At 71.3% G+C, this 20,251-nt stretch carries 21 protein-coding genes; 9 read left to right on the forward strand and 12 right to left on the reverse strand.

The annotated features are described in order from the left end of the window. Positions 1 to 24: 24 nt before the first annotated feature. From BN3794_RS10890 to BN3794_RS10925, 8 genes are all read left to right on the forward strand, one after another. Entirely contained in the window at positions 25 to 2,427 is a 2,403-nt protein-coding gene (locus BN3794_RS10890; RefSeq protein WP_066097356.1) for a membrane-bound PQQ-dependent dehydrogenase, glucose/quinate/shikimate family, read from the forward strand. Between the two features lie 121 nt (positions 2,428 to 2,548). Further along, on the forward strand, positions 2,549 to 3,847 hold the full coding sequence (locus tag BN3794_RS10895; RefSeq protein ID WP_078059720.1) for a carbohydrate porin: 1,299 nt from the start codon (positions 2,549 to 2,551) through the stop codon (positions 3,845 to 3,847). 567 nt (positions 3,848 to 4,414) lie between these two features. Next, the gene (locus tag BN3794_RS10900) at positions 4,415 to 5,212 is read left to right on the forward strand and encodes an SDR family NAD(P)-dependent oxidoreductase (protein WP_066097358.1); all 798 of its coding nucleotides are present in this window, start codon (positions 4,415 to 4,417) and stop codon (positions 5,210 to 5,212) included. A 33-nt stretch (positions 5,213 to 5,245) separates the two neighbouring features. Beyond that, positions 5,246 to 6,019, forward strand: a complete 774-nt coding sequence (locus BN3794_RS10905) for a putative quinol monooxygenase (protein WP_066097359.1) — start codon at positions 5,246 to 5,248, stop codon at positions 6,017 to 6,019. Between the two features lie 56 nt (positions 6,020 to 6,075). Next, positions 6,076 to 7,128 (forward strand): SDR family oxidoreductase, encoded by a 1,053-nt coding sequence (locus BN3794_RS10910; RefSeq protein WP_066097360.1) that lies wholly within the window; start codon positions 6,076 to 6,078, stop codon positions 7,126 to 7,128. After that, on the forward strand, positions 7,125 to 7,406 hold the full coding sequence (locus BN3794_RS10915; RefSeq protein WP_160330914.1) for a hypothetical protein: 282 nt from the start codon (positions 7,125 to 7,127) through the stop codon (positions 7,404 to 7,406). Before BN3794_RS10910 ends, BN3794_RS10915 begins: the two co-directional genes overlap by 4 nt. Before the next feature lie 199 nt (positions 7,407 to 7,605). Further along, positions 7,606 to 8,793, forward strand: coding sequence for an MFS transporter (locus BN3794_RS10920; RefSeq protein ID WP_066097362.1), 1,188 nt, complete (start codon positions 7,606 to 7,608; stop codon positions 8,791 to 8,793). Further along, a complete protein-coding gene (locus BN3794_RS10925) occupies positions 8,790 to 10,193 on the forward strand; it encodes an MFS transporter (protein ID WP_066097363.1) in 1,404 nt (467 codons plus the stop codon). Before BN3794_RS10920 ends, BN3794_RS10925 begins: the two co-directional genes overlap by 4 nt. An 84-nt stretch (positions 10,194 to 10,277) precedes the next feature. On the opposite strand, the gene BN3794_RS10930 is transcribed toward BN3794_RS10925, so the two are convergent. Continuing rightward, positions 10,278 to 10,847: a hypothetical protein gene (locus BN3794_RS10930; protein ID WP_187128063.1), complete on the reverse strand. Its 570-nt coding sequence runs from the start codon at positions 10,845 to 10,847 to the stop codon at positions 10,278 to 10,280. Between the two features lie 168 nt (positions 10,848 to 11,015). On the opposite strand from BN3794_RS10930, the gene BN3794_RS16395 reads away from it, so the two are divergent. After that, positions 11,016 to 11,273: a hypothetical protein gene (locus BN3794_RS16395; RefSeq protein ID WP_147675752.1), complete on the forward strand. Its 258-nt coding sequence runs from the start codon at positions 11,016 to 11,018 to the stop codon at positions 11,271 to 11,273. A 230-nt stretch (positions 11,274 to 11,503) separates the two neighbouring features. On the opposite strand, the gene gcvH is transcribed toward BN3794_RS16395, so the two are convergent. The 11 genes from gcvH to rlmD all read right to left on the reverse strand — a co-directional run bounded on the left by gcvH (position 11,504) and on the right by rlmD (position 20,242). After that, positions 11,504 to 11,899 (reverse strand): glycine cleavage system protein GcvH, encoded by a 396-nt coding sequence (gene gcvH / locus BN3794_RS10935; protein WP_066097365.1) that lies wholly within the window; start codon positions 11,897 to 11,899, stop codon positions 11,504 to 11,506. Between the two features lie 79 nt (positions 11,900 to 11,978). Then, positions 11,979 to 13,094 (reverse strand): glycine cleavage system aminomethyltransferase GcvT, encoded by a 1,116-nt coding sequence (gcvT, locus tag BN3794_RS10940; protein WP_066097366.1) that lies wholly within the window; start codon positions 13,092 to 13,094, stop codon positions 11,979 to 11,981. Positions 13,095 to 13,149: 55 nt separating this feature from the next. Beyond that, a complete protein-coding gene (locus BN3794_RS10945; protein WP_066097367.1) occupies positions 13,150 to 13,587 on the reverse strand; it encodes an NfeD family protein in 438 nt (145 codons plus the stop codon). A gap of 4 nt (positions 13,588 to 13,591) precedes the next feature. After that, positions 13,592 to 14,560, reverse strand: a complete 969-nt coding sequence (locus BN3794_RS10950; RefSeq protein ID WP_066097368.1) for an SPFH domain-containing protein — start codon at positions 14,558 to 14,560, stop codon at positions 13,592 to 13,594. A gap of 308 nt (positions 14,561 to 14,868) precedes the next feature. Beyond that, the gene (locus BN3794_RS10955; RefSeq protein WP_066097369.1) at positions 14,869 to 15,075 is read right to left on the reverse strand and encodes a cold-shock protein; all 207 of its coding nucleotides are present in this window, start codon (positions 15,073 to 15,075) and stop codon (positions 14,869 to 14,871) included. A 91-nt stretch (positions 15,076 to 15,166) separates the two neighbouring features. Further along, positions 15,167 to 15,913: an S-methyl-5'-thioinosine phosphorylase gene (locus BN3794_RS10960; RefSeq protein ID WP_066097370.1), complete on the reverse strand. Its 747-nt coding sequence runs from the start codon at positions 15,911 to 15,913 to the stop codon at positions 15,167 to 15,169. Beyond that, positions 15,910 to 16,473: a hypoxanthine-guanine phosphoribosyltransferase gene (locus tag BN3794_RS10965; protein WP_066097371.1), complete on the reverse strand. Its 564-nt coding sequence runs from the start codon at positions 16,471 to 16,473 to the stop codon at positions 15,910 to 15,912. The genes BN3794_RS10960 and BN3794_RS10965 overlap by 4 nt, the downstream gene beginning before the upstream one ends. Then, complete coding sequence (gene nagZ / locus BN3794_RS10970; RefSeq protein WP_066097372.1) at positions 16,473 to 17,498, reverse strand: beta-N-acetylhexosaminidase; 1,026 nt, start codon at positions 17,496 to 17,498, stop codon at positions 16,473 to 16,475. Before nagZ ends, BN3794_RS10965 begins: the two co-directional genes overlap by 1 nt. A gap of 71 nt (positions 17,499 to 17,569) precedes the next feature. Then, positions 17,570 to 18,259, reverse strand: a complete 690-nt coding sequence (locus tag BN3794_RS10975; RefSeq protein ID WP_066097373.1) for a DsbA family oxidoreductase — start codon at positions 18,257 to 18,259, stop codon at positions 17,570 to 17,572. A gap of 46 nt (positions 18,260 to 18,305) precedes the next feature. Further along, the gene (locus BN3794_RS10980; protein WP_066097374.1) at positions 18,306 to 18,803 is read right to left on the reverse strand and encodes a CYTH domain-containing protein; all 498 of its coding nucleotides are present in this window, start codon (positions 18,801 to 18,803) and stop codon (positions 18,306 to 18,308) included. Between the two features lie 71 nt (positions 18,804 to 18,874). Then, the gene (gene rlmD / locus BN3794_RS10985; RefSeq protein WP_066097375.1) at positions 18,875 to 20,242 is read right to left on the reverse strand and encodes a 23S rRNA (uracil(1939)-C(5))-methyltransferase RlmD; all 1,368 of its coding nucleotides are present in this window, start codon (positions 20,240 to 20,242) and stop codon (positions 18,875 to 18,877) included. Between the last annotated feature and the right edge of the window lie 9 nt (positions 20,243 to 20,251).

The raw sequence follows: 20,251 nt of genomic DNA on the forward strand, positions 1-20,251 counted from the left end.
CCCCGCAATAACGAGGATTCAACTATGAACAAAGCAGGCCGGGTCGCCGTCGTCATCGTCGGCGTCCTATTCCTTCTGCTGGGCCTCGGGCTCGCCGCCGGTGGCGGCTACCTGATCGCCCTGGGCGGCTCGTGGTTCTACCTGCCCGCCGGACTGGCCATGGCCGGCGTCGGCGTCGGCCTGCTGCTGCGCAAGGCCTGGTCGGTATGGCTGGCCTGGGCGCTGCTGATCGTCAGCGCCATCTGGGCCTTCGCCGAGGTCGGCACCGACTTCTGGCAGCTGGTGCCGCGTTCGATCACCTTCCTGGTGGTCGCCCTGGTCGCCACCCTGGCCGCCCCGACCCTGCTGCGCAAGAACGGCGCCAAGGCGCTGGCCTGCAAGCCGGCCGCGGTGCTCTCGGTGGTGCTGGCCGTGGTCATCGCCGGCATCTTCGCCAACATGTTCCGCCCGCACCCGCAGGTGGTCGCCAGCGGCGACCCGGCACCGGTGATCAAGCCCGATGCCGGCACCGACAGCGGCAAGGACTGGCCGGCCTGGGGCCGCAACACCGGCGGCAACCGCTATGCCCAGTTCGACCAGATCAACACATCGAACGTGAAGGACCTGAAGGTCGCCTGGACCTACCGCACCGGCGACCTGGCCGTGGACGGTGCCGAATACCAGGTCACCCCGCTCAAGGTCGATGACACGCTGTATCTGTGCACCCCGCTGAGCAAGGTGATCGCGGTCGATGCGGTCTCCGGCAAGGAGAAGTGGCGCTTCGACCCGCAGGCCAAGGTCACCGAGAGCACCAAGGGCTGGAAGCGCTGCCGCGGCGTCGGCTATGCCGACTTGGACAAGCTGGCACCGGCCGTGCCGGCCACGGACACGCCGGCCATCGCCGACACGCCGGCCGCCACCTGCCGCAAGCGCGTGATCGAGACCACCATCGACGCCCGCCTGCTGGCGCTGGATGCCGAAACCGGCAAGCTGTGCGAGGACTTCGGCGATCATGGCTACGTCAACCTGCTCGAGGGCCTCAGCCAGGCGCCCGAGGAAGGCAGCTACAACGTCACCTCGGCCCCGCTGGTGGCCGACGGCGTGATCATGGTCGGCGGTCGCGAGAACGACAACCTGTCGGTGGGCGAGCCTTCCGGCGTGGTGCGCGGCTACGACGTGGTCACCGGCAGGATCCTGTGGGCCTGGGACGCCGCCCGCGGTGCCTCCGACAGCACCCCGCTGCCGCCTGGCCAGACCTATGCGCCGGAAACCCCGAACTTCTGGGGCACCGCGGCCTACGACCCGAAGCTCGGCCTGGCCTACTTCCCGACCGGCAACCAGACGCCTGACTTCTGGACCGGCAACCGCCATCCGTATTCCAACGAATACAACGACGCCATCGTCGCGGTGGAGATGAAGACCGGCAAGGAGCGCTGGCACTTCCGCACCGCCAACATCGACCAGTTCGACTACGACGTCACCTCGCAGCCGATCCTGTACGACCTGCCGCAGAAGGACGGCTCTACCATCCCGGTGGTGATCCAGCTGACCAAGCGCGGCCAGGTGTTCGTGCTCGACCGCCGCAACGGCAAGCCGGTGTTCCCGGTGGAGCAGCGCAAGGTCGCCACCGACGTGATGCCGGGGATGCAGGTGGCCGATACCCAGCCGTATTCGGCGATCTCGGTGGGTACCGATCCGCTGAAGGAATCGGACATGTGGGGCGCGTCGATCTTCGACCAGCTCTACTGCCGCATCCAGTTCAAGCAGATGCGCTGGAAGGGCGAGTTCACCCCGCTGTCGGACAAGCAGCGCACGCTGATCTACCCCGGCTACTACGGCGGCATGAACTGGGGCGGCGGTGCGCTCGACGCCGCGCGCGGCCTGCTGATCGTCAACGACATCCGCATGGCGCAGTGGGGCCGCTTCATCAAGCAGGACGTGGCCGAGAGGACCGGCCTGAAGCCGTCCACCGAGGGTGAGTACTCCACCCAGACCGGCACGCCGTGGGGCGTGGAACGCTCGATGTTCGTCTCGCCGCTGGGCGTGCCCTGCTTCAAGCCGCCGTTCGGCACCCTGACCGCGATCGACCTGACCTCCGGCAAGACCCGCTGGCAGGTGCCGATGGGCTCGATCCAGGACGCGCCGGTGCACGGCATCGTGCCGGGTGTGTACATCCCGCTGGGCATGCCGACGATGGGCGGCCCGCTGGTGACCAAGGGCGGGCTGACCTTCTTCTTCGGCACCCTGGACTACTACCTGCGCGCCATCGACAGCGACACCGGCAAGGAGCTGTGGCGCGGGCGGCTGCCGGTCGGCGGCCAAGGTGCGCCGATGACCTACATCGGCAAGGACGGCAAGCAGTACATCGTCGTGGTCGATGGCGGCGCCACCCGCACCGGCAGCAACAAGAACCGCGGCGACTACGTGATCGCCTACACCCTGCCCTGAGGCAGGCGAAGGCGGGAACCGTGTTCCCGCCGTATCCACGAAGGGGGCTGCCGGCGACGGCAGCTCCCTTTTTTCTCGCAGGACCGGCCGAGGGCCGGTCCCCAACGACAGAACCACTTTCATGGACATCCGAATCCTTCCTTTGGCCGGCGCGCTGCTGGCCGGCCTGCTGCCGGTGGCCGCCCGCGCGGCGGACGCCGATGCCTCCGCCTGGCTGCTGGGCGACTGGGACGGCGCGCGCACGCGCCTGCACGAATCCGGCGTCGACTTCCAGCTGGGCTGGACCAACGAGACCGCACACAACAGCGACGGCGGCGAGCGCAGCCTGACCCGCAACGCCGGCCAGTTCGTGCTCGGCACCACCCTGGACCTGGAGCGGCTTTGGAACTGGCACGGCGCGCGCTTCCAGATCACCGCCGACAAGCGCTACGGCAAGAACGTGGCCGACGAGGCCGGCATCGGCGTGGCGATGAACGCGCACGAGATCTACGGCCGCGGCCAGACCTGGTGGCTGACCAACTTCTACCTCCAGCAGGACTTCGCCGACGGCCGCGTGTCGCTGCGCGCCGGCAAGATGCCGGTGGGCTCGGACTTCGGCTACGACGAGTGCCACTTCCTCAACACCACCGCCTGCGGCTCCACGCCCGGCAACATGGAAGGGCGCTACTGGTACAACTGGCCGATCGGCAGCTGGGGCCTGCGCGCGCAGGTGGGCCTGTCCGCCGAGACCTACCTGAAGGCCGGCGTCTTCCAGGTCGGCGCGGACTACGTCGACGACCACTGGGCGCGCGACAACGGCTGGAAGCTCGTCAATCCGCACACCGACGGCGCGCTGGTGCCGGTGGAGTTCGGCTGGACCCCGCGCCTGGCCGGGCTGGCCGGCCACTACCGCCTGGGCGGCTGGGTCTCCAGCGCGGGCGGCGACGACCTCTACCTCAACCGCGACGGCCTGCCGCTGGGCAGCGACGGCGGCGAAGCGCTGCACCGCGACCGCAGCCGCGGCGCCTACCTGTCGCTCAAGCAGCAGCTGACCGGCAGCACCGACGGCACCGGCCTGCACGCCTTCCTCAACCTGACCCGGATCGACGGCCGCACCGCCCGCTATGACGCCCAGGCGGTCGCGGGCGTGTTCTACCAGGGGCTGCCGTGGCGGCCGGCCGACAGTGCCGGCCTCATGATCGGCGCCACCTCGGTCAGCGACCGCTACACCCGCTACGCGCGGCTGTGGAACGCCTACCACCCGGGCGAGCGCATCTTCCCGTCGGGCGGCAGCGAGAAGGTCACCGAGGTGTTCTACCAGTTCACCCCGGTCCCGTCGCTGAGCCTGCGCCCCAGCGTGCAGTACATCGTCAATCCGGGCGGCGATACCGGCCGCCACGACGCGGTGATCTTCGGCCTGAAGACCGACATCGCGTTCTGACCGCACGCGGCATCGCGTCGCGGTGAAGCACGGGCGCCCCGGATTCCGGGGCGCCCGTGCTTTATCAACCTCCGGGCAAGGCTGCCTGTCCGCGTGGCCGGTTGATCGCCGCGCAGCGCGGGCCGGAAGATGAAGGCCCGATGGCACGGGAACGCGCAGGCGGTCGCGTCGATGCCATGCCCCTGCCGGGAGGACGCGTCCGTCCACCTTCCCGCAACGCGCCAGGGCCGATCCTCGCGTGGCGACACGGACGACGGGATCGCCCGCACCCGGACCCCAGGAGGCCCCGATGACGCTGTGCCCTGAATCGTTCCGCCGGGTCTGCCTGCACATCTCCCGACCCGTCCGCGCAGGCACCGCGGCATACCCGCGCCCTGCAGGCATGCCGAACCGTCGCCTGCACTTGCCGGCACGCTCCGCCGCGGCAGTCGCACGATCAGCGCCTGGCGATGCATTGGCATCGGCATCGCCGGCGGCACCTCGCGCGGGCCGCCGCCGCGTCGCCATCGCACGCACCGGCGCCGTGCCCCGCGCTTCTTCTTCCCAGACCCGATACGAGGAATCCCCATGAACATCGACCTGACCGGCAGGACCGCCCTGGTCACCGCCTCCACCGGCGGCATCGGCTACGCCATCGCCCACGGCCTGGCCGCCAGCGGCGCGCACGTGGTGGTCAACGGACGCAGCCAGGCCAGCGTGGACGCCGCACTCCGCACGCTGCAGGCCGGCTTGCCCGACGCGCGCCTGACGGGCGTGGCCGCCGACCTGAAGGATGCCGCCGGCGCCGACGCGCTGGCCGCGGCGCTGCCGGCGCAGGTGGACATCCTGGTCAACAACGCCGGCACCTACGGCCCGCAGGATTTCTTCGACACCGACGACGCCACCTGGGAGCACTACTGGCAGCTCAACGTGATGAGCGGCGTGCGCCTGAGCCGGGCGCTGCTGCCGGGCATGACCGGGCGCGGCTGGGGCCGGGTGGTGTTCATCTCCTCCGAGTCGGCGCGCAACATCCCGGCCGACATGATCCACTACGGCGTGTCCAAGACCGCGCTGCTCGCGCTGGCGCGCGGCCTGGCCAAGCGCGTGGCCGGCAGCGGCGTGACGGTGAACTCGGTGTTGCCGGGCCCGACGCTTTCCGACGGCTTCGAGGCGATGTTCAAGGACGAGATCGCCCGCACCGGCAAGTCGATCGAGGAACTGGGGCGCGCGTTCGTGATGGCGAACCGCCCCAGTTCGGTGATCCAGCGCCCGGCCACGCCGGACGAGGTGGCCAACATGGTCGTCTACGTCTGCTCGCCGCAGGCCTCGGCCACCTCCGGCGCGGCATTGCGCGTGGACGGCGGCGTGATCGACGACATCGTCTGAACGTCTCCCCCCGACCTCGCGAGGACCGCCGCCATGCCCCCACGCTTTCCTGCCCTGCACGCCCTCCTGCCCGCGCTGGCCCTGCTCGCCGGCCTGGCCGGCTGCGCCCGCCCCGCCGGATCGTCCACGGCCACTGCGCCCGCGGCCGAGGCCGCGCCCGATCCGCAGGCCGCCCAGGTCACCCTGGCCAGCGTGATCCGGTTGCGTCCCGGCGCGGCGGACGGCTTCGTGCGGACGATGCAGGCCAACGCGCGGCATTCGCGCGGCGAGCCCGGCGCCGTCTCCTTCGACGTGTTCCGCCCCGAGGACGGCACGCCGACCCTGGTGCTGTTCGAGCGCTGGCGCGACCAGGCCGCGCTCGATGCACACATGCGCCAGCCCACCCTGCAGGCGGTACTGGACGCGATCCCGCAGGCCACGTCCGCCGCACCGGAGGAATACCGGCTGGTGGAAGTGCCGCCGTACGGCGCGGCGAGCCGGCGCGCCCCCGCCGATGCGCCCGACTCGCGCAACGTGGTGGTGTTCCTCAGGCCCAAGCCGGGCCAGGACGCCGCTTTCGTGGCGGCGCTGCAGGCGGTGATGCCGCACGCGCGCGCGGCCCCGGGCAATGCCGCCTTCGAGCTTTACCGCGACGCCGCCGACCCGCACGCCTACGTGCTGCTGGAGCGCTGGGACAGCGTGCAGGCGCACGAGGCGCACCTGTCCCAGCCGTACTCGGCCAGGCTCGACGCCGTGCTGCCGGGCACGCTGGCCGCGCCGATCACCGACGGCCAGACGCGCTTCGTCCTGCACGACATCGCCGGTTGACCCCACGCACGGGACGGCCCCTGCCGTCCCGTGCCACTCCGTTCCCGAGGAAACACATGAAGACGAAGCACAAGGCATTGGTCGCCGGCGGCCTGGGCGTGATCGGCCGCAACCTGGTGCAGCACCTGGCCGGGCGCGAGGACTGGGAGGTGATCGGCCTGTCGCGCCGCAGCGCCCCGGCCGACGCCGCCGGCCGCTACCTGAGCGTGGACCTGCTCGACGCCGCCGACACCCGCGACAAGCTCGGCGCGCTCGACGACGTCACCCACGTCTTCCACGCCGCCTACCAGGAGCACGCGACCCCGCAGGCACTGGTCGAGGCCAACCTGGGCATGCTGCGCAACCTGGTGGAGACGGTCGCCGCCGCCTCGCCGAAGCTGCAGCGCGTGGTGCTGTACGAGGGCGCCAAGTACTACGGCGCGCACCTGGGCGCGTTCGAGACGCCGGCGCACGAGGACGACCCGCGCCACATGCCGCCGAACTTCTACTACGACATGCAGGACTGGCTGACCGGCGCGGCCGCGAGCCAGTCCTGGGACGCGCTGGTGCTGCGCCCGGACGTGGTGTGCGGCTTCGCCATCGGCAACCCGATGAACCTGGCGATGGTGATCGCCGTGTACGCCAGCATCAGCAAGGCGCTGGGCCTGCCGCTGCGCTTCCCCGGCACCGCCACCTGCTACGGCAAGCTGGCCCAGGTGACCGACGCGGCGCAGCTCGCGCGCGGCTCGGAGTGGGCGGCGCTGCACGCCCGGGGCGGCCAGGCCTACAACCTGACCAACGGCGACGTGTTCCGCTGGCGCCAGGTGTGGAAGCGGGTGGCCGAGTGGTTCGACATGCCGCTGGGCGAACCCCAGACGCTTGCGCTGGCGCAGTACATGGCCGACAAGGGCCCGCTGTGGCAGTCGCTGGTGGAGCGCCACGGCCTGCAACCGGTGCCGTACGCGCAGATCGCCTCCTGGGGCTTCGGCGACTTCATCTTCCGCTGCGACTGGGACGTGGTGTCCAGCACCACGCGCATCCGCCAGGCCGGCTTCCACGACGTGGTCGACAGCACCGACATGTTCCTGCGCCTGTTCCAGGAATTCCGCGAGCGCAAGGTCATCCCGTGACGCCGCCCGCCCGCATGGATCGTCGCCGCTTCCTCGAGGCCGGCCGCGACGGCATGCGCCTGCACCTGCAGGCCACGCGCACGGGCCCGGCGCTGCCGCCGCACCGCCGGGCGCTGCACGATTCCGCCGCGCTCGAGCGGTTCGTGCGCGAATGGCACGCGGCGCTGGCCGTGCCCGCACCGGCGCGCATCCGGATGCTCGGCCGGGTCCGCGGCGCGGCGCAGGCGGTGCCGCCGCCGCGGCGCGAACCGGCGGCCGCGCACCGGGCCGACGGCTGAGCGCGGTGTCGCCGCCACCGCCCGCCGGCCTATACTGCGCACGCGCCGGGATCCGCGAACCGCGGGACGGCCGTCGTAAGCGTTTACGTCAACCAACGCATCTTCCCGGTCCCGGCGACCGGCGGGATGCGCATGGCCGACCGGGCACGCGCGCCTCCCGCGCCACGCTGGTACCGTTCACCCCGACGAGGTTCGAACGATGACGACGCTTTCCCCCGACCTGCCACTGCGCCGCCTGTGGTGGATGACCCTGGCGCTGTTCCTGACCTACCTGACCGTGGCCATGGCGATGCCGGCCGTGGCCGTGCACGTCGCGCGCACGCTGGGGCTGGGCAATGCCGCCTCCGGCCTGGCGGTGGGCATCGCCTTCCTGTCCACCATCCTCAGCCGCGGCTGGGCCGGCCGGCTCGCCGACCAGCGCGGCGGGCGCCCCAGCCTGTTCCTGGGCCTGGGGTTCTACCTGGTGGCCACGCTGGGCTGCCTGGCCTCGGCGGCACCGGGGCTGTCGCCGCACCTGGCCTACGCCGTGCTGCTGGCCGGACGGCTGCTGCTGGGCCTGGGCGAGAGCCTGACCCTGGTCGGCATGCTGGCCTGGGGCATGGCCCTGATGGGCCCGCCACGCTCGGGCAAGGTGATGGCGCTGGTCGGCATGGGCATGTACGGCGCGTTCGCGCTGGGCGGCCCGCTGGGCCTGCTGCTGCTCGACCGCTCCGGGTTCATGGGTCTGATGCTGCTGTGTGCGGCGCTGCCGGTGGTCGGCGGCCTGATGCTGTGGCGCACGCCCGGCGAGGCGCCGGCGCACCAGGGCGAGCGCCCGCCGTTCCGGCGTGTGCTCGGGCGCATCTGGGAGCCCGGCGCGGTGGTGTTCCTGCAGGGGATTGGCTTTGCCGCGCTCGGCGCGTTCTTCCCGCTGTACTTCCTCGCCCAGGGCTGGTCCGGGGCGGGCTACGGCCTGAGCTGCTTCGGCATCGGCTTCGTGCTGGTGCGGCTGCTGTGCGGCAACCTGCCCGACCGCATCGGCGGCCTGCGCGTGGGCGCGGTCTCGTTGCTGGTCGAGGCCGCCGGACAGGCGCTGCTGTGGCTGGCGCCCTCGCCGGCGTTCGCGTTCGCCGGCGCGCTGCTCAGCGGCATGGGCTGCTCGATGGTGTTCCCGGCGATGGGCCTGGAAGCGATCCGGCGCGTGCCGGTCTACCTGCGCGGCACCGCCATCGGCGGCTTCGCCGCGTTCCAGGACCTGGCCTACGGCGCGACCGGGCCGCTCGCCGGCTGGATCGCCGACCATGCGGGCCATGCCCGCGTGTTCCTGTTCGGATGCGTGGCCGCGCTGGCCGGCCTGGCCCTGGTCGCGGCGATGGGCCTGCATCCCGCACGCACGGAGTCCCGATGAGTGCCGCACTGGATCGACGCACCGCCACCGCGCTGCTGGTGGCCGGGGTGTTCTTCATGGAGAACCTTGACGCCACGGTGATCGCCACCTCGCTGCCGGCGATGGCGCGCGATTTCGGCACGCTGCCCGCCCACCTGTCGGTGGGCGTGTCGGCCTACCTGGTGGCGCTGACGGTGTTCATCCCGATCAGCGGCTGGGCCGCCGACCGCTTCGGTGCGCGCCGCGTCTTCGCCGCGGCCATCACCGTGTTTACCGGCGCTTCGCTGCTGTGCGCACTGAGCCAGGGACTGGCGGGCTTCACCGCGGCGCGCACGCTGCAGGGCATCGGCGGGGCGATGATGGTGCCGGTCGGGCGGCTGGTGGTGCTGCGCGACACGCCCAAGGCCGGCCTCGTGCGCGCCATCGCCATCCTCACCTGGCCGGCGCTGGTGGCACCGGTGCTGGGGCCGCCCATCGGCGGCTGGATCAGCACCCACTGGAGCTGGCACTGGATCTTCCTGCTCAACCTGCCGCTGGGCGTGGCCGCGCTGGTGGCGGCGCTGGCGCTGGTCACCCAAGGCAAGGAGCACAGCGAGGCCTTCGACCTGCCCGGCTTCGTGCTCAGCGGGCTGGGCTTCGCCTTGTTCATGGTCGGCATCGAGCTGGCCAGCCGCAACGACATCGCACTGGCCTGGTCGCTGGCGGCGCTGGCCGCCGGCCTGGTGCTGCTCGGCGCGGCGGCCTGGCACCTGCGGCGCACGCCGCATCCGCTGTTCGGGCTGGCGCCGCTGGGCATCGCCACGTTCCGCGTCACCGCCGTCGGCGGTTCGCTGTTCCGCACCGCGATCGGCACCGCACCGTTCCTGCTGCCGCTGATGTTCCAGCTCGGCTTCGGCTGGAGCGCGGTGCGCGCCGGCGCGCTGCTGCTGTGGCTGTTCGCCGGCAACCTGGCGATGAAACCGGCCACTACCTGGATCATGAACCGCTTCGGCTTCCGCCGCGTGCTGGTCGGCAACGGGCTGATGGTCGCCGCCGGCTTCTGCGCCTGCGCCCTGCTGCAGGCCGGCACGCCGATGCCGGTGCTGGCGGCGCTGCTGTTCGTGTGCGGCATGAACCGCTCGATGCAGTTCACCGCGCTCAACACCATCGGCTTCGCCGACGTGCCGCAGGCGCAGATGCGCGATGCCACCACCTTGTTCTCGGTGCTGCAGCAGATGAACGCCGGCATGGGCATCGCGGTCGGCGCGCTCGCATTGAGCCTGGCCGAACTGCTGCGCGGCACCGACCCGGTGCAGGCGGGCACCGCCGATTTCCGCCTGGCGTTCTGGCTGGTCGCGGGGCTGGCGCTGCTGGCGGTGGCCGACAGCCTGTTGCTGCCGCGCGATGCCGGCCGGCAGCTGCTGGGCAAGCGCCGCGGCTGAGGCCATAAAAAAACTCCTTCCCCGCTGGGCTTCGGGGAAGGAGCCTGGATGCCGCCGTGGCGGCACTGGATCAGCGGCGCGGGATCAGATCAGCGGCGCCGGGGTGACCGGCAGCGCGACCGGAGCCGTCTTCTTCTTGCGCGGGGCGGCCTTCTTGGCAGCCGCCTTCTTCGCGACGGGCTTCTTGGCGACCTTCTTCACCGCCTTCTTGGCCGGGGCCTTCTTGGCGGCGACCTTCTTGGCAACCTTCTTGACGGCCTTCTTCACCGCCTTCTTCGCGGTGGCCTTCTTGGCAGCGACCTTCTTGGCGACCTTCTTCACCGCCTTCTTCGCGGTCGCCTTCTTGGCGGCGACCTTCTTGGCGACCTTCTTCACCGCCTTCTTGACCGCCTTCTTGGCGGCGACCTTCTTGACCGCCTTCTTCGGGGCGGCCTTCTTGGCGGCGACCTTCTTCACCGCCTTCTTCGCGGTGGCCTTCTTCACCGCCTTCTTGGCGGCCGGTTTCTTCGCGACTTTCTTAGTGGCCATAGGGAATATCCTCGTCAGTGAACTATGGTGGTTGTAAGCCCAGTTGAAGCAAAGCCGCAGCGGTCCTCCCGCTCCCGGCGACCGCAGGGCCGCAGTGGCTCCCGACGGATACAGAAACACCCGCATCGACCGATGCGGGTGTCGCGACCGATGCGCCTTTCCGCGTCGAAAAGGGAAGCGTGCCCGACTCCACCCCACGCCGATTTCCGGTGGACATGAAAAAGCCGGCTTTCCCTTTTGACGTTTGTACGGATCACTCGTTTCCGTTGGCGACGCTCGTTGGGGCGAAACCTAATGACGGTTTTTTTTACTGTCAACAATCCAACGCCCGGGCGATGGTCGCCATCGCGCGGCAACGCGCCTGCATCCGTCGCGCCGTGCCGCCGCGACACGTGCATCCCCGATGCCGGTGGCGCACGCGGCAAACGGACGGCAACGAAAAAACGCCTTGTTTCAGGCACTGCGCGCAACGATGGCGATGCACGCGCCGATCGCGGCACCTGCACCGTCGCGATGTGCACGAAGCGACGACGCATCCTGTCCGCGACCTGAAAAAAAGTTTCCGGCGATGTCGCCGAAAGGAGGGCAAACCGGGCAAATGCGCAAGCGCCGGGCGCACGCATCACGCCGCGTGCACGCGCGCCACGCCACTTCCCCATGCGCGATGCGCGCCATCGCCAGCCACGCACGTGCCTGCGCGCCGCACACGAAAAGCGACAACGCGGACAAGGAAACGGCCGCTTGCGCGGCCGTTTCCGAATGCACCACCTGCCGGCAGGACCTCAGTGGTCCTCTTCCTCCAGCAGCGCGGCATAGTCGTCGGCCGACAGCAGCTCGCCGGCCTGGTCCGGCTCGTCCAGTTCGACCACGTACAACCAGCCTTCGCCGTAGGCATCCTCGTTGATGGTCTCCGGCTTGTCGGCCAGCACGTCGTTGACCTGGACCACGGTGCCGGTCACCGGGCTGTAGACGTCGGATGCGGCCTTCACCGATTCCACCACGGCCACCGCGTTGCCGGCCTCGACGCGGTCGCCGACGGCCGGGAGCTCGACGTAGACCAGATCGCCGAGCAGGCCCTGGGCATGGTCGGAGATGCCCACGGTCACGCGGCCATCGCCTTCCACGCGGGCCCATTCGTGGGACTTGAGGAACTTCAGGTCGCCGGGAATATCGCTCATGGGAATGCTCCAGGGAAAAAACGGAAGAGGACGGGACCGCTAGTGTAATGGGCCTGCCGGCAGGCCGGCAGCGCCGCGCTCAACCGGCCGCGTCCAGCACGCCCGGCTGCGGCTGGCCCTCGCGCACGAACGGGAACCGGACCACGCGCACCGGCACCTCGCGGCCGCGGATATCCACGCGCACCTGGCCCGGTTCGCCCGCCGGCACGCGCGCGAAGGCGATGGCCTTGCCCAGCGTCGGCGAGAACGTGCCGGACAGGATCTCGCCCTCGCCGCCGGCGGCCAGCACCTTCTGCCCATGGCGCAGCACGCCCTTCTCGTCCATCACCAGGCCGACCAGCTGGCGCGGCACGCCGGCGTCGCGTTGCGCCTGCAGCGCGGCGCGGCCGATGAACCCGCGCCCTTCGTCCAGCGCGACCGTCCATGCCAGGCCGGCCTCGAACGGGGTGACGTCCTCGTCCATGTCCTGGCCGTAGAGATTCATGCCCGCTTCCAGGCGCAAGGTATCGCGCGCGCCCAGGCCGGCCGGCCTGACGCCCTCGGCCAGCAGCGCGTCCCAGAACGCCACCGCCGCCGTCTCCGGCAGCACGATCTCGAAGCCGTCCTCGCCGGTGTAGCCGGTGCGCGCCACGAACAGCGCCACGCCGTCGGTGGACTGCACCTGGCGCGCGGCGAAGCGGCCCAGCTTGCCGAGCGCGTCGCGGTCCGGCTCGACCACCAGCGCGAGCACGCGCGCGCGCGCGTTCGGCCCCTGCACCGCGATCATGGCGAAGTCCGCCCGCTCCTCGACCCGAACGTCGAAGGCCTTGGCCTGCGCCTGGATCCAGGCCAGGTCCTTGGCGCGGGTGGCGGCGTTGACCACCAGGCGGAAGAAGTCCTCGCCCAGGAAGTAGACGATCAGGTCGTCGATCACCCCGCCGCGTTCGTTGAGCATGCAGGTGTACAGCGCCTTGCCCGGCACCTTGAGCTTGTCCACCGAATTGGCCAGCAAGTGGCGCAGGAATTCGCGCACGCGCGCACCGTGCAGGTCCACCACGGTCATGTGGCTGACGTCGAACATGCCGGCGTCGCGGCGCACCTGGTGGTGCTCCTCGATCTGCGAGCCGTAGTGGATGGGCATGTCCCAGCCGCCGAAATCGACCATCTTGGCGCCGAGCGCGCGATGGCTGTCGTTGAGGATCGTCTTCCGGGTCATGGCCGCTTCCGAGGTGGATGAAAGCGGCATTATCGCAGGGACGTCGCGGGCCGGCTCAGACCTGCGTGTCGGCCACCACGCGCAGGGTGGTGCCCTCCACCGCGGCGACCCGCACGATGGCGCCGGCCGGCAGGTCCGGCCCGGTGGCCTGCCAGAGCGTGTCGTCCAGCCGCACCTGGCCCTGGCCCTCGACGATGGGCCGGGCCAGCACGACGCTGCGCCCGACCAGTTGCTCGGCACGCCGGTTGAGCAGCGGCCGGTCGCTGCCGCGGCCGCGCCGGAACCAGCGCCGGTAGATCTGGATGGACACGAAGCTGAGCACCACGAAGGCCACCGCCTGCACCAGCACCGGCAATGCCGGCACCGCCCATACCAGCACGAACACGGCCGCGGCGGCGAACCCCATCCACAGCATGAAGGCGCCCGGCGCCAGCGCCTCGGCCGCGAACAGCAACAGGGCCAGTGCCGCCCAGACGATCATGTCCGTGCGCATGGGATCAGGCTCCCGGACGCGGCGGCGGCGGTGGCGTGCGGGCGCCGGGCCGGCCGGCCGTGGTGGCCAGCGCCTCGCGCGCCAGTTCGCCGATGCCGGCGATGGAGCCAATCATGCCGGAAGCCTCCATCGGCATCAGCACGAACTTCTGGTTCGGCGCGGTGGCCAGTTCCTTGAACGCCTCCACGTACTTCTGCGCCACAAAGTAGTTGATCGCCTGCACGTTGCCCTGGGCGATGGCGTCGGACACCATCTGCGTCGCCTTGGCCTCGGCCTCGGCCGAACGCTCGCGCGCCTCGGCGTCGCGGAAGGCGGCCTCCTTGCGGCCCTCGGCCTCGAGCACGGCGGCCTGCTTCTCGCCGTCGGCGCGCAGGATCGCCGACTGGCGCAGGCCCTCGGCCTCGAGGATCTGCGCGCGCTTCTCGCGCTCGGCCTTCATCTGCCGTGCCATCGCATCGACCAGGTCGCGCGGCGGCTGGATGTCGCGGATCTCGATGCGGGTGACCTTGATGCCCCACGGGTTGGTGGCGTGATCGACCACGCTCAGCAGCTGCGCGTTGATGGTCTCGCGCTGGCTCAGCGACTCGTCCAGGTCCATCGAGCCGATCACGGTGCGGATGTTGGTCTGCACCAGCGCGATCGTGGCGATCTCCAGGTTGGCGACCTCGTAGGCGGCCTTGGCCGCGTCGAGCACCTGGAAGAACACCACCCCGTCCACGCGCACCACCGCGTTGTCCTTGGTGATCACGTCCTGGCTGGGCACGTCCAGCACCTGCTCCATCATGTTCACCTTGCGGCCGACGCCGTAGACGATGGGGATCAGGAAATGCAGGCCGGGGGTGAGCGTGTGGGTGTAGCGACCGAAGCGCTCCACCGTCCATTCGTAGCCCTGCGGCACCATGCGCACCGTCTTGAACAGCACCACCACGCCGGCCAGCACCACCACCAGCGCCAGGAATCCCGTCGAGAACATCGCCCACCCTCCCTTGTGCAATGCCCGGATTATGCCCGAGCGATGCAGGCGACAGGCCGCGCGGCCCGCCAGGGGCCTGGATCGTTCATGCGGCAAAGCGACGACGGGCCGCAGCTACCGCCCGCCGCCCCGGTGTCCCCGCCGCCACGACGGCGGGGGACCGGGCGTGCCGATGCGCTCGATGATCGCCTGCCCCCGCGACCGCCGCGCGCGCTCGCGCCAAGCCTGCGCATCACGCCCTGCACGTCCTGCATGCGCAAAAAAAAGACCCCGCCGGAGCGGGGTCTTCAGGCCCATACCGGCTGGGATCAGCCGATCGGCGTGATGTTGGATGCCTGGGCGCCCTTCGGGCCCTGGGTCAGGTCATAGCTGACCTTCTGGCCTTCCTGCAGGCTGCGGAAGCCCTTGGCATTGATCGCGGAGAAGTGCGCGAAGACATCGGCGCTGCCGTCCTCCGGTGTGATGAAGCCAAATCCCTTGGCGTCGTTGAACCACTTGACGGTACCGTTCGGCATGGTGATGCGTGACCTTTGCGATGAATGGGTGGTGGCGGCGTCGACCGACGTCCGCTGCCGGAGTATGCAGAACGCCGACCGGCGCTGACAATCACCCCCGCGCCAGTTCGCCGATCAATTCCGGCAATCCGGCCGAGGCGGCCTCCACGTTGGCCAGCACCTCGGCCATGGTGATCTCCTCGGCGTCGCCGCAGCCGGCCGCCCAGTTGGCCACGATCGCCAGGCAGGCGTAGTCCAGCCCGAGCTCGCGCGCCAGCCCGGCCTCGGGCATGCCGGTCATGCCCACCAGGTCGCAGCCGTCGCGGCGCAGCCGCGCGATCTCGGCGATGGTCTCCAGGCGCGGGCCCTGGGTGGCGCCGTAGCAGCCGCCATCGACCAGTTCCACGCCGGTCACGCGCGCGGCGGCCAGCACCTTGGCGCGCCACAGCGGCGAGTACGGATGGGCGAAGTCCACGTGCTGCACCGCACTGCCCGGCTCCTCGCACAGGGTGGACACGCGGCCCCAGGTGTAGTCGATGAGCTGGTCCGGGCAGCCCAGCGCGCGCGGCGCGTAGCGCGCGGTGATCCCGCCGACGGTGTTGAGCGCCAGCACCCGGGTGGCGCCGGCCTGCTGCAGCGCGGCGAGGTTGGCGCGGTAGTTGATCCGGTGCGGCGGGATCGAGTGCCCCTCGCCGTGGCGGGCCAGGAAGGCCACGCGCTGGCCCAGCAGGGTGCCGATGCGCACCGGGCCGGAAGGCGTGCCGAAGCGGGTCTGCACCTCGCGGGTCTCCACGTCCTCCAGCGCCGCCAGCGCATACACGCCGGTGCCGCCGATCACCGCCAGCGCGATCCCGCTCATGCCGCGTCTTCCCGCATGGCGTAGATCGCCGGGATCACGCGCAGGGTCTCGTTGACGTCCATGCCGAAGCCGAACACGTAGCGGTCGGGCACGTCCACGCCCTTGTAGTCGGCCGCCACGCCGGGCACGCAGCGGTCGTGCTGCTTGACCGTCAGCACCGCCAGGCGCACGTCGGTGGCGCCCTGCTCCATGCACCACTGGCGCACGCCCTGCAGGGTGTAGCCCTCGTCGAGGATGTCGTCCACCAGCAGCACGCGGCGGCCGTACAGCGCGGTGGCCGGGCGGTGCTTCCACACCAGGTCGCCGCCGGTCAGCTCGCCGCGGTAGCGGGTGGCGTGCAGGTAGTCGAACTGCACGTCCTGGCCGCGCGCGCCCAGCTCCAGGGCCAGCTGGCCGGCGAACGGCAGGGCCCCGTGCATGATGGTCAGGAAGACCGGCACTTCGCCCTGGTAGTCGCGTGCGATCTCGTCGGCCACGCGCGCCACGGCGGCGTCGATGGTGGGACGGTCGATCAGCAGGTCGGCCTTGGCCAGGGCCTGCGGGATGGTGAGGTTGGACATCAGGCGGTTCTTCCGGGGTTGTCTTCGAAACGGGATTGGAACAGGCCGTGGCGGCGGTCGGCCAGCAGGCCGTCCCAGCCGAGGGCGCCGCGGCCGATCAGGCCGATGAGCGCCGCGGTGTTGGCGGCGCGCCCGGCCACGGCGTGCAGCGATTCTTCCACCAGCTCGGGATGGCACACCAGCACCACGTCGCAGCCGGCATCCAGGTGCGCGGTGACGCGCGCGGCCACGCCGCCGACGGCATGCGCGGCGGCCATGCCGATGTCGTCGGAGAACACCACGCCGCGGAAGCCCAGGCCGCCGCCGGCGGGGTCGCCGCGCAGGACGTCGGGGATCCAGTACGGCGAGCAGCCGGCCGGCTCGGGCGCCACCTGCGGATAGACCACGTGCGCCATCATCACCGCGTCGGCGCCGGCGGCGATGCCGGCGGCGAACGGCACCAGGTCCTCGCACCGGATGTCCGCCAGCGGGCGCGGATCGACCGCCACATCGACGTGGGTGTCCTCCGCCACCGAACCGTGGCCGGGGAAATGCTTGAGCGTGGCGCCCATGCCGGCCGCGTGCATGCCGCGCACGTAGGCGGCGACGAAGCGCGCCACCACCTCCGGCTCGGCGGCGAAGGCACGGTCGCCGATGGCGCGGTTGCCGCGGCCCAGGTCCACCACCGGGGCGAAGCTCAGGTCCAGGCCGGCCGCGCGGATCTCGCTGGCCATCTGCCAGGCGTGTTCCTCGGCCAACGCCAGCGCGCCGTCCGGATCGCGCGCGTACGCCTCGCCCAGCCGCGCCAGCGGCGGCAACCGGGTGAAGCCGTCGTCGGTGAAGCGCTGCACGCGCCCGCCTTCCTGGTCCACGCACACCAGCACCGGGCGTGGCGCGGCCTGGCGGATCGCGGCCGCCAGCTCGGCCACCTGCGCGCGCGAGGCATAGTTGCGCCGGAACAGCACCACGCCGGCCACGGCATCGTGCTGCAGCCACGCCCGCTCGCGGGGGGCCAGTTCGGTTCCGGCAACGCCGATCAGCAGCATGGTGTCCTCGCAGCCCGCGCCACATGGCGCATCGCGGCATTGTCGCAGATGCGCGGCGAAGCTTCAGAACCTCAGCAGCGGCAACCGTCCGGGCCGCAGCCCGGCGCCGGGCCGGCGGCAGCCGCGGCGGACTCGGCGGCGATGCCGGCCAGCACGTCGGCGAAGCGCTGCGGTGGCTGCGCGCCCTGCACCAGGTAGCGGCCGTCGATGACGAAACTGGGAACCGCCGTGATGCCCAGCGCCTGCGCCTGGGCCAGCTGCGCGGCGACCTCCGCCCGGCCTTCGTCGCCGGCCAGCAGCGCATGCACCCGCGCCGCGGGCAGCCCGCCGGCGGCGCCGGCATCGACCAGGGTGCGCGGATCGGCCAGGTTGCGGCCCTCGGCGAAATGGGCGCGGAACAGGGCCTCGCCGACCGCGTCGGCATCGCCCTCGCGCGCGGCCAGCCACAGCAGCCGGTGCGCCGGCAGCGTGGTGACCCGCACCTGGCCCCGGTCGAAGTCGAAGGGCAGGCCCTCGGCGCGCCCCGCGGCCTGGACCTGCGCGAGCAGTTCCTCGGCCCGCGCCGGACTGCCGAACTTGGCCGCATAGGCCTGGCGCAGCGGCACCGGCGTGGCGTCGGCCTCCGGATCGAGCTGGAAGGCATGCCAGTGCACGTCCAGCGCCGGCGCCCGCGCGCCGAGCAGGGCCACGCCGCGCTGGAAGCGGTGCTTGCCGATCCAGCACCAGGGGCATACCACGTCGGACCAGATGTCGATTCTCATGGCGGCGACATGGCGATGGCGGCCGGCGTTTGCAAGCCGGCCCGGCTCAGCCCTTGTCGGGCCATTGCGAATACGGCACCGCGGCCAGCGCCAGGTTGTAGTAGCGCTGCTCGTCGGTGACCTCGCGGCCGAGCCAGTCCGGGCGCCGGAATTGCTCGTCGACGTCGTCCAGCTCGATCTCGGCCACCACCAGCCCGGCGTTCTCGCCCAGGAATTCGTCCACCTCCCACAGGTGGCCGGCGAAATCGACCAGGTGGCGGCGCTTGTGGATGCGCCCGCCCACGCACAGCTGCAGCAGCGCGCGCGCATCGTCGGGCGGCACCGGGTATTCGAACTCCTGCCGCGACCGCCCCATCTCGCGCGACTTGATGTTGAGGAAGGCCGCCTCGCCCTGCAGGCGCACCCGCACCGAGGCCTTCTGCGTGCCGCCCTCGACCGCGCCGATGTCGTTGAGATAGCCCTGCGCCATCTCGATCACCGCGTGCGCCTGGCGCTTCCAGCCGTCGCCGGCGACCAGGAACTTGCGTTCGATTTCCAAGGGCATGGGATGGCGGCCATCGCGCGGAAGATGCGCAGAGGATAAGCCATCGCCGTGCGGCCGGCCCCCGCGGCCGCCTACTTGCCCGCCGTTCCCGGCCGCTCGAACAGTGCGATGCTCTCCACGTGCGCGGTGTGCGGGAACATGTCCATCGCGCCGGCGGCGGCCAGGGTGAAGCCGCACTCGTTGACCAGGTAGCCGGCGTCGCGCGCCAGCGAGCCGGGGTGGCAGCTCACGTAGACGATGCGGGCGAAGCGCTTGAGCGGCAGCTGCCTGAGCACGTCGATGGCGCCCGAGCGCGGCGGGTCGAGCAGCAGCCGGTCGAAACCTTCCTTCATCCACGGCGCGGCGCGCTGGTCGGCGGTCAGGTCGGCGGCGAAGAAACGCGCGTTGTCCAGGCCGTTGCGGGCGGCGTTCTCCTTCGCCCGCGCCACCAGGCCGGCATCGCCCTCCACGCCGACCACCTCGCGCACGCCGCGCGCCAGCGGCAGGGTGAAGTTGCCCAGCCCGCAGAACAGGTCCAGCACCCGCGCCTCGGCACCGGCGTCGAGCAGCTCCAGCGCGTGCGCGATCATCCGCTCGTTCAGGCGCGCATTGACCTGGATGAAGTCCAGCGGCCGGAATGCCAGTTCCACGTCCCAGCGCGGCAGGCGGAACGCGAGCGGCACGCCCCCGGCCGGCCACAGCGGATGCACGCTTTCCACCCCGCCCGGCTGCAGGTAGATGGCGAAGCCGCGCTCGCGCCCGAACGCCGCCCAGGCCAGGCGGTCGGCCTCGCTCAGCGGCTGCAGGTGGCGCACGGTCAGGGCCACGCCGCCGAACTGCGCGGTCGCCTCGCCGGCGATGAACTCGATCTGCGGGATGTCCGCGCGCCCGTCCAGGGTGTCGATCAGCTGCGCCAGCGCCTGGATCGATTCGCCGATCTGCGGGATCACCGTGTAGCACACCGACAGGTCGGCGACGAAGCGCGGATCCTGCTCGCGGAAGCCGACCAGGGTCTTGTCCTTCTTCTCCACCCGCCGCACCGAGAAGCGGCCCTTGCGGCGGTAGCCCCAGCTCTCCCCGGCCAGCGGCGCCAGCACGCGCTGCGGCGCGACGTGGCCGATGCGCGCGAGGTTGTCCAGCAGCACGCGCTGCTTGGCGAGGATCTGCTTGTCCTCGGCCAGGTGCTGCAGCACGCAGCCGGCGCAGGTGCCGAAGTGCGGGCAACGCGGCTGGACGCGATCGGGCGAGGCCTCCAGCACCTCCAGCGTGCGCGCCTCGTCGAAGTGGCGGCCGCGCGCGGTCGGCTCGGCCACCACCTGCTCCCCGGGCAGCGCGCCGGTGACGAAGGTCACCTTGCCGCCCTCGCCGTCGCGGCGCGCCACGCCGCGGCCGTCGTGGCTCAGGTCGAGGATGCGGGCCTGGAAGGGCGTGCGGTCGAGACGGCTTCTGGATCGGGCCACGTGGCGGCA

The organism is Xanthomonas massiliensis, assembly GCF_900018785.1.
GTDB classification, from domain to species: Bacteria; Pseudomonadota; Gammaproteobacteria; order Xanthomonadales; family Xanthomonadaceae; genus Xanthomonas_B; species Xanthomonas_B massiliensis.

What these genes read in the sequence shown, in the direction of transcription:
- BN3794_RS10890 (WP_066097356.1), top strand. Translation starts at nt 25, where the DNA reads ATGAACAAAGCAGGCCGGGTCGCCGTCGTCATCGTCGGCGTCCTATTC.
- BN3794_RS10895 (WP_078059720.1), top strand. Translation starts at nt 2,549, where the DNA reads ATGGACATCCGAATCCTTCCTTTGGCCGGCGCGCTGCTGGCCGGCCTG.
- BN3794_RS10900 (WP_066097358.1), top strand. Translation starts at nt 4,415, where the DNA reads ATGAACATCGACCTGACCGGCAGGACCGCCCTGGTCACCGCCTCCACC.
- BN3794_RS10905 (WP_066097359.1), top strand. Translation starts at nt 5,246, where the DNA reads ATGCCCCCACGCTTTCCTGCCCTGCACGCCCTCCTGCCCGCGCTGGCC.
- BN3794_RS10910 (WP_066097360.1), top strand. Translation starts at nt 6,076, where the DNA reads ATGAAGACGAAGCACAAGGCATTGGTCGCCGGCGGCCTGGGCGTGATC.
- BN3794_RS10920 (WP_066097362.1), top strand. Translation starts at nt 7,606, where the DNA reads ATGACGACGCTTTCCCCCGACCTGCCACTGCGCCGCCTGTGGTGGATG.
- BN3794_RS10925 (WP_066097363.1), top strand. Translation starts at nt 8,790, where the DNA reads ATGAGTGCCGCACTGGATCGACGCACCGCCACCGCGCTGCTGGTGGCC.
- BN3794_RS10930 (WP_187128063.1), bottom strand. Translation starts at nt 10,847, where the DNA reads ATGCGGGTGTTTCTGTATCCGTCGGGAGCCACTGCGGCCCTGCGGTCG.
- BN3794_RS16395 (WP_147675752.1), top strand. Translation starts at nt 11,016, where the DNA reads ATGACGGTTTTTTTTACTGTCAACAATCCAACGCCCGGGCGATGGTCG.
- gcvH (WP_066097365.1), bottom strand. Translation starts at nt 11,899, where the DNA reads ATGAGCGATATTCCCGGCGACCTGAAGTTCCTCAAGTCCCACGAATGG.
- gcvT (WP_066097366.1), bottom strand. Translation starts at nt 13,094, where the DNA reads ATGACCCGGAAGACGATCCTCAACGACAGCCATCGCGCGCTCGGCGCC.
- BN3794_RS10945 (WP_066097367.1), bottom strand. Translation starts at nt 13,587, where the DNA reads ATGCGCACGGACATGATCGTCTGGGCGGCACTGGCCCTGTTGCTGTTC.
- BN3794_RS10950 (WP_066097368.1), bottom strand. Translation starts at nt 14,560, where the DNA reads ATGTTCTCGACGGGATTCCTGGCGCTGGTGGTGGTGCTGGCCGGCGTG.
- BN3794_RS10955 (WP_066097369.1), bottom strand. Translation starts at nt 15,075, where the DNA reads ATGCCGAACGGTACCGTCAAGTGGTTCAACGACGCCAAGGGATTTGGC.
- BN3794_RS10960 (WP_066097370.1), bottom strand. Translation starts at nt 15,913, where the DNA reads ATGAGCGGGATCGCGCTGGCGGTGATCGGCGGCACCGGCGTGTATGCG.
- BN3794_RS10965 (WP_066097371.1), bottom strand. Translation starts at nt 16,473, where the DNA reads ATGTCCAACCTCACCATCCCGCAGGCCCTGGCCAAGGCCGACCTGCTG.
- nagZ (WP_066097372.1), bottom strand. Translation starts at nt 17,498, where the DNA reads ATGCTGCTGATCGGCGTTGCCGGAACCGAACTGGCCCCCCGCGAGCGG.
- BN3794_RS10975 (WP_066097373.1), bottom strand. Translation starts at nt 18,259, where the DNA reads ATGAGAATCGACATCTGGTCCGACGTGGTATGCCCCTGGTGCTGGATC.
- BN3794_RS10980 (WP_066097374.1), bottom strand. Translation starts at nt 18,803, where the DNA reads ATGCCCTTGGAAATCGAACGCAAGTTCCTGGTCGCCGGCGACGGCTGG.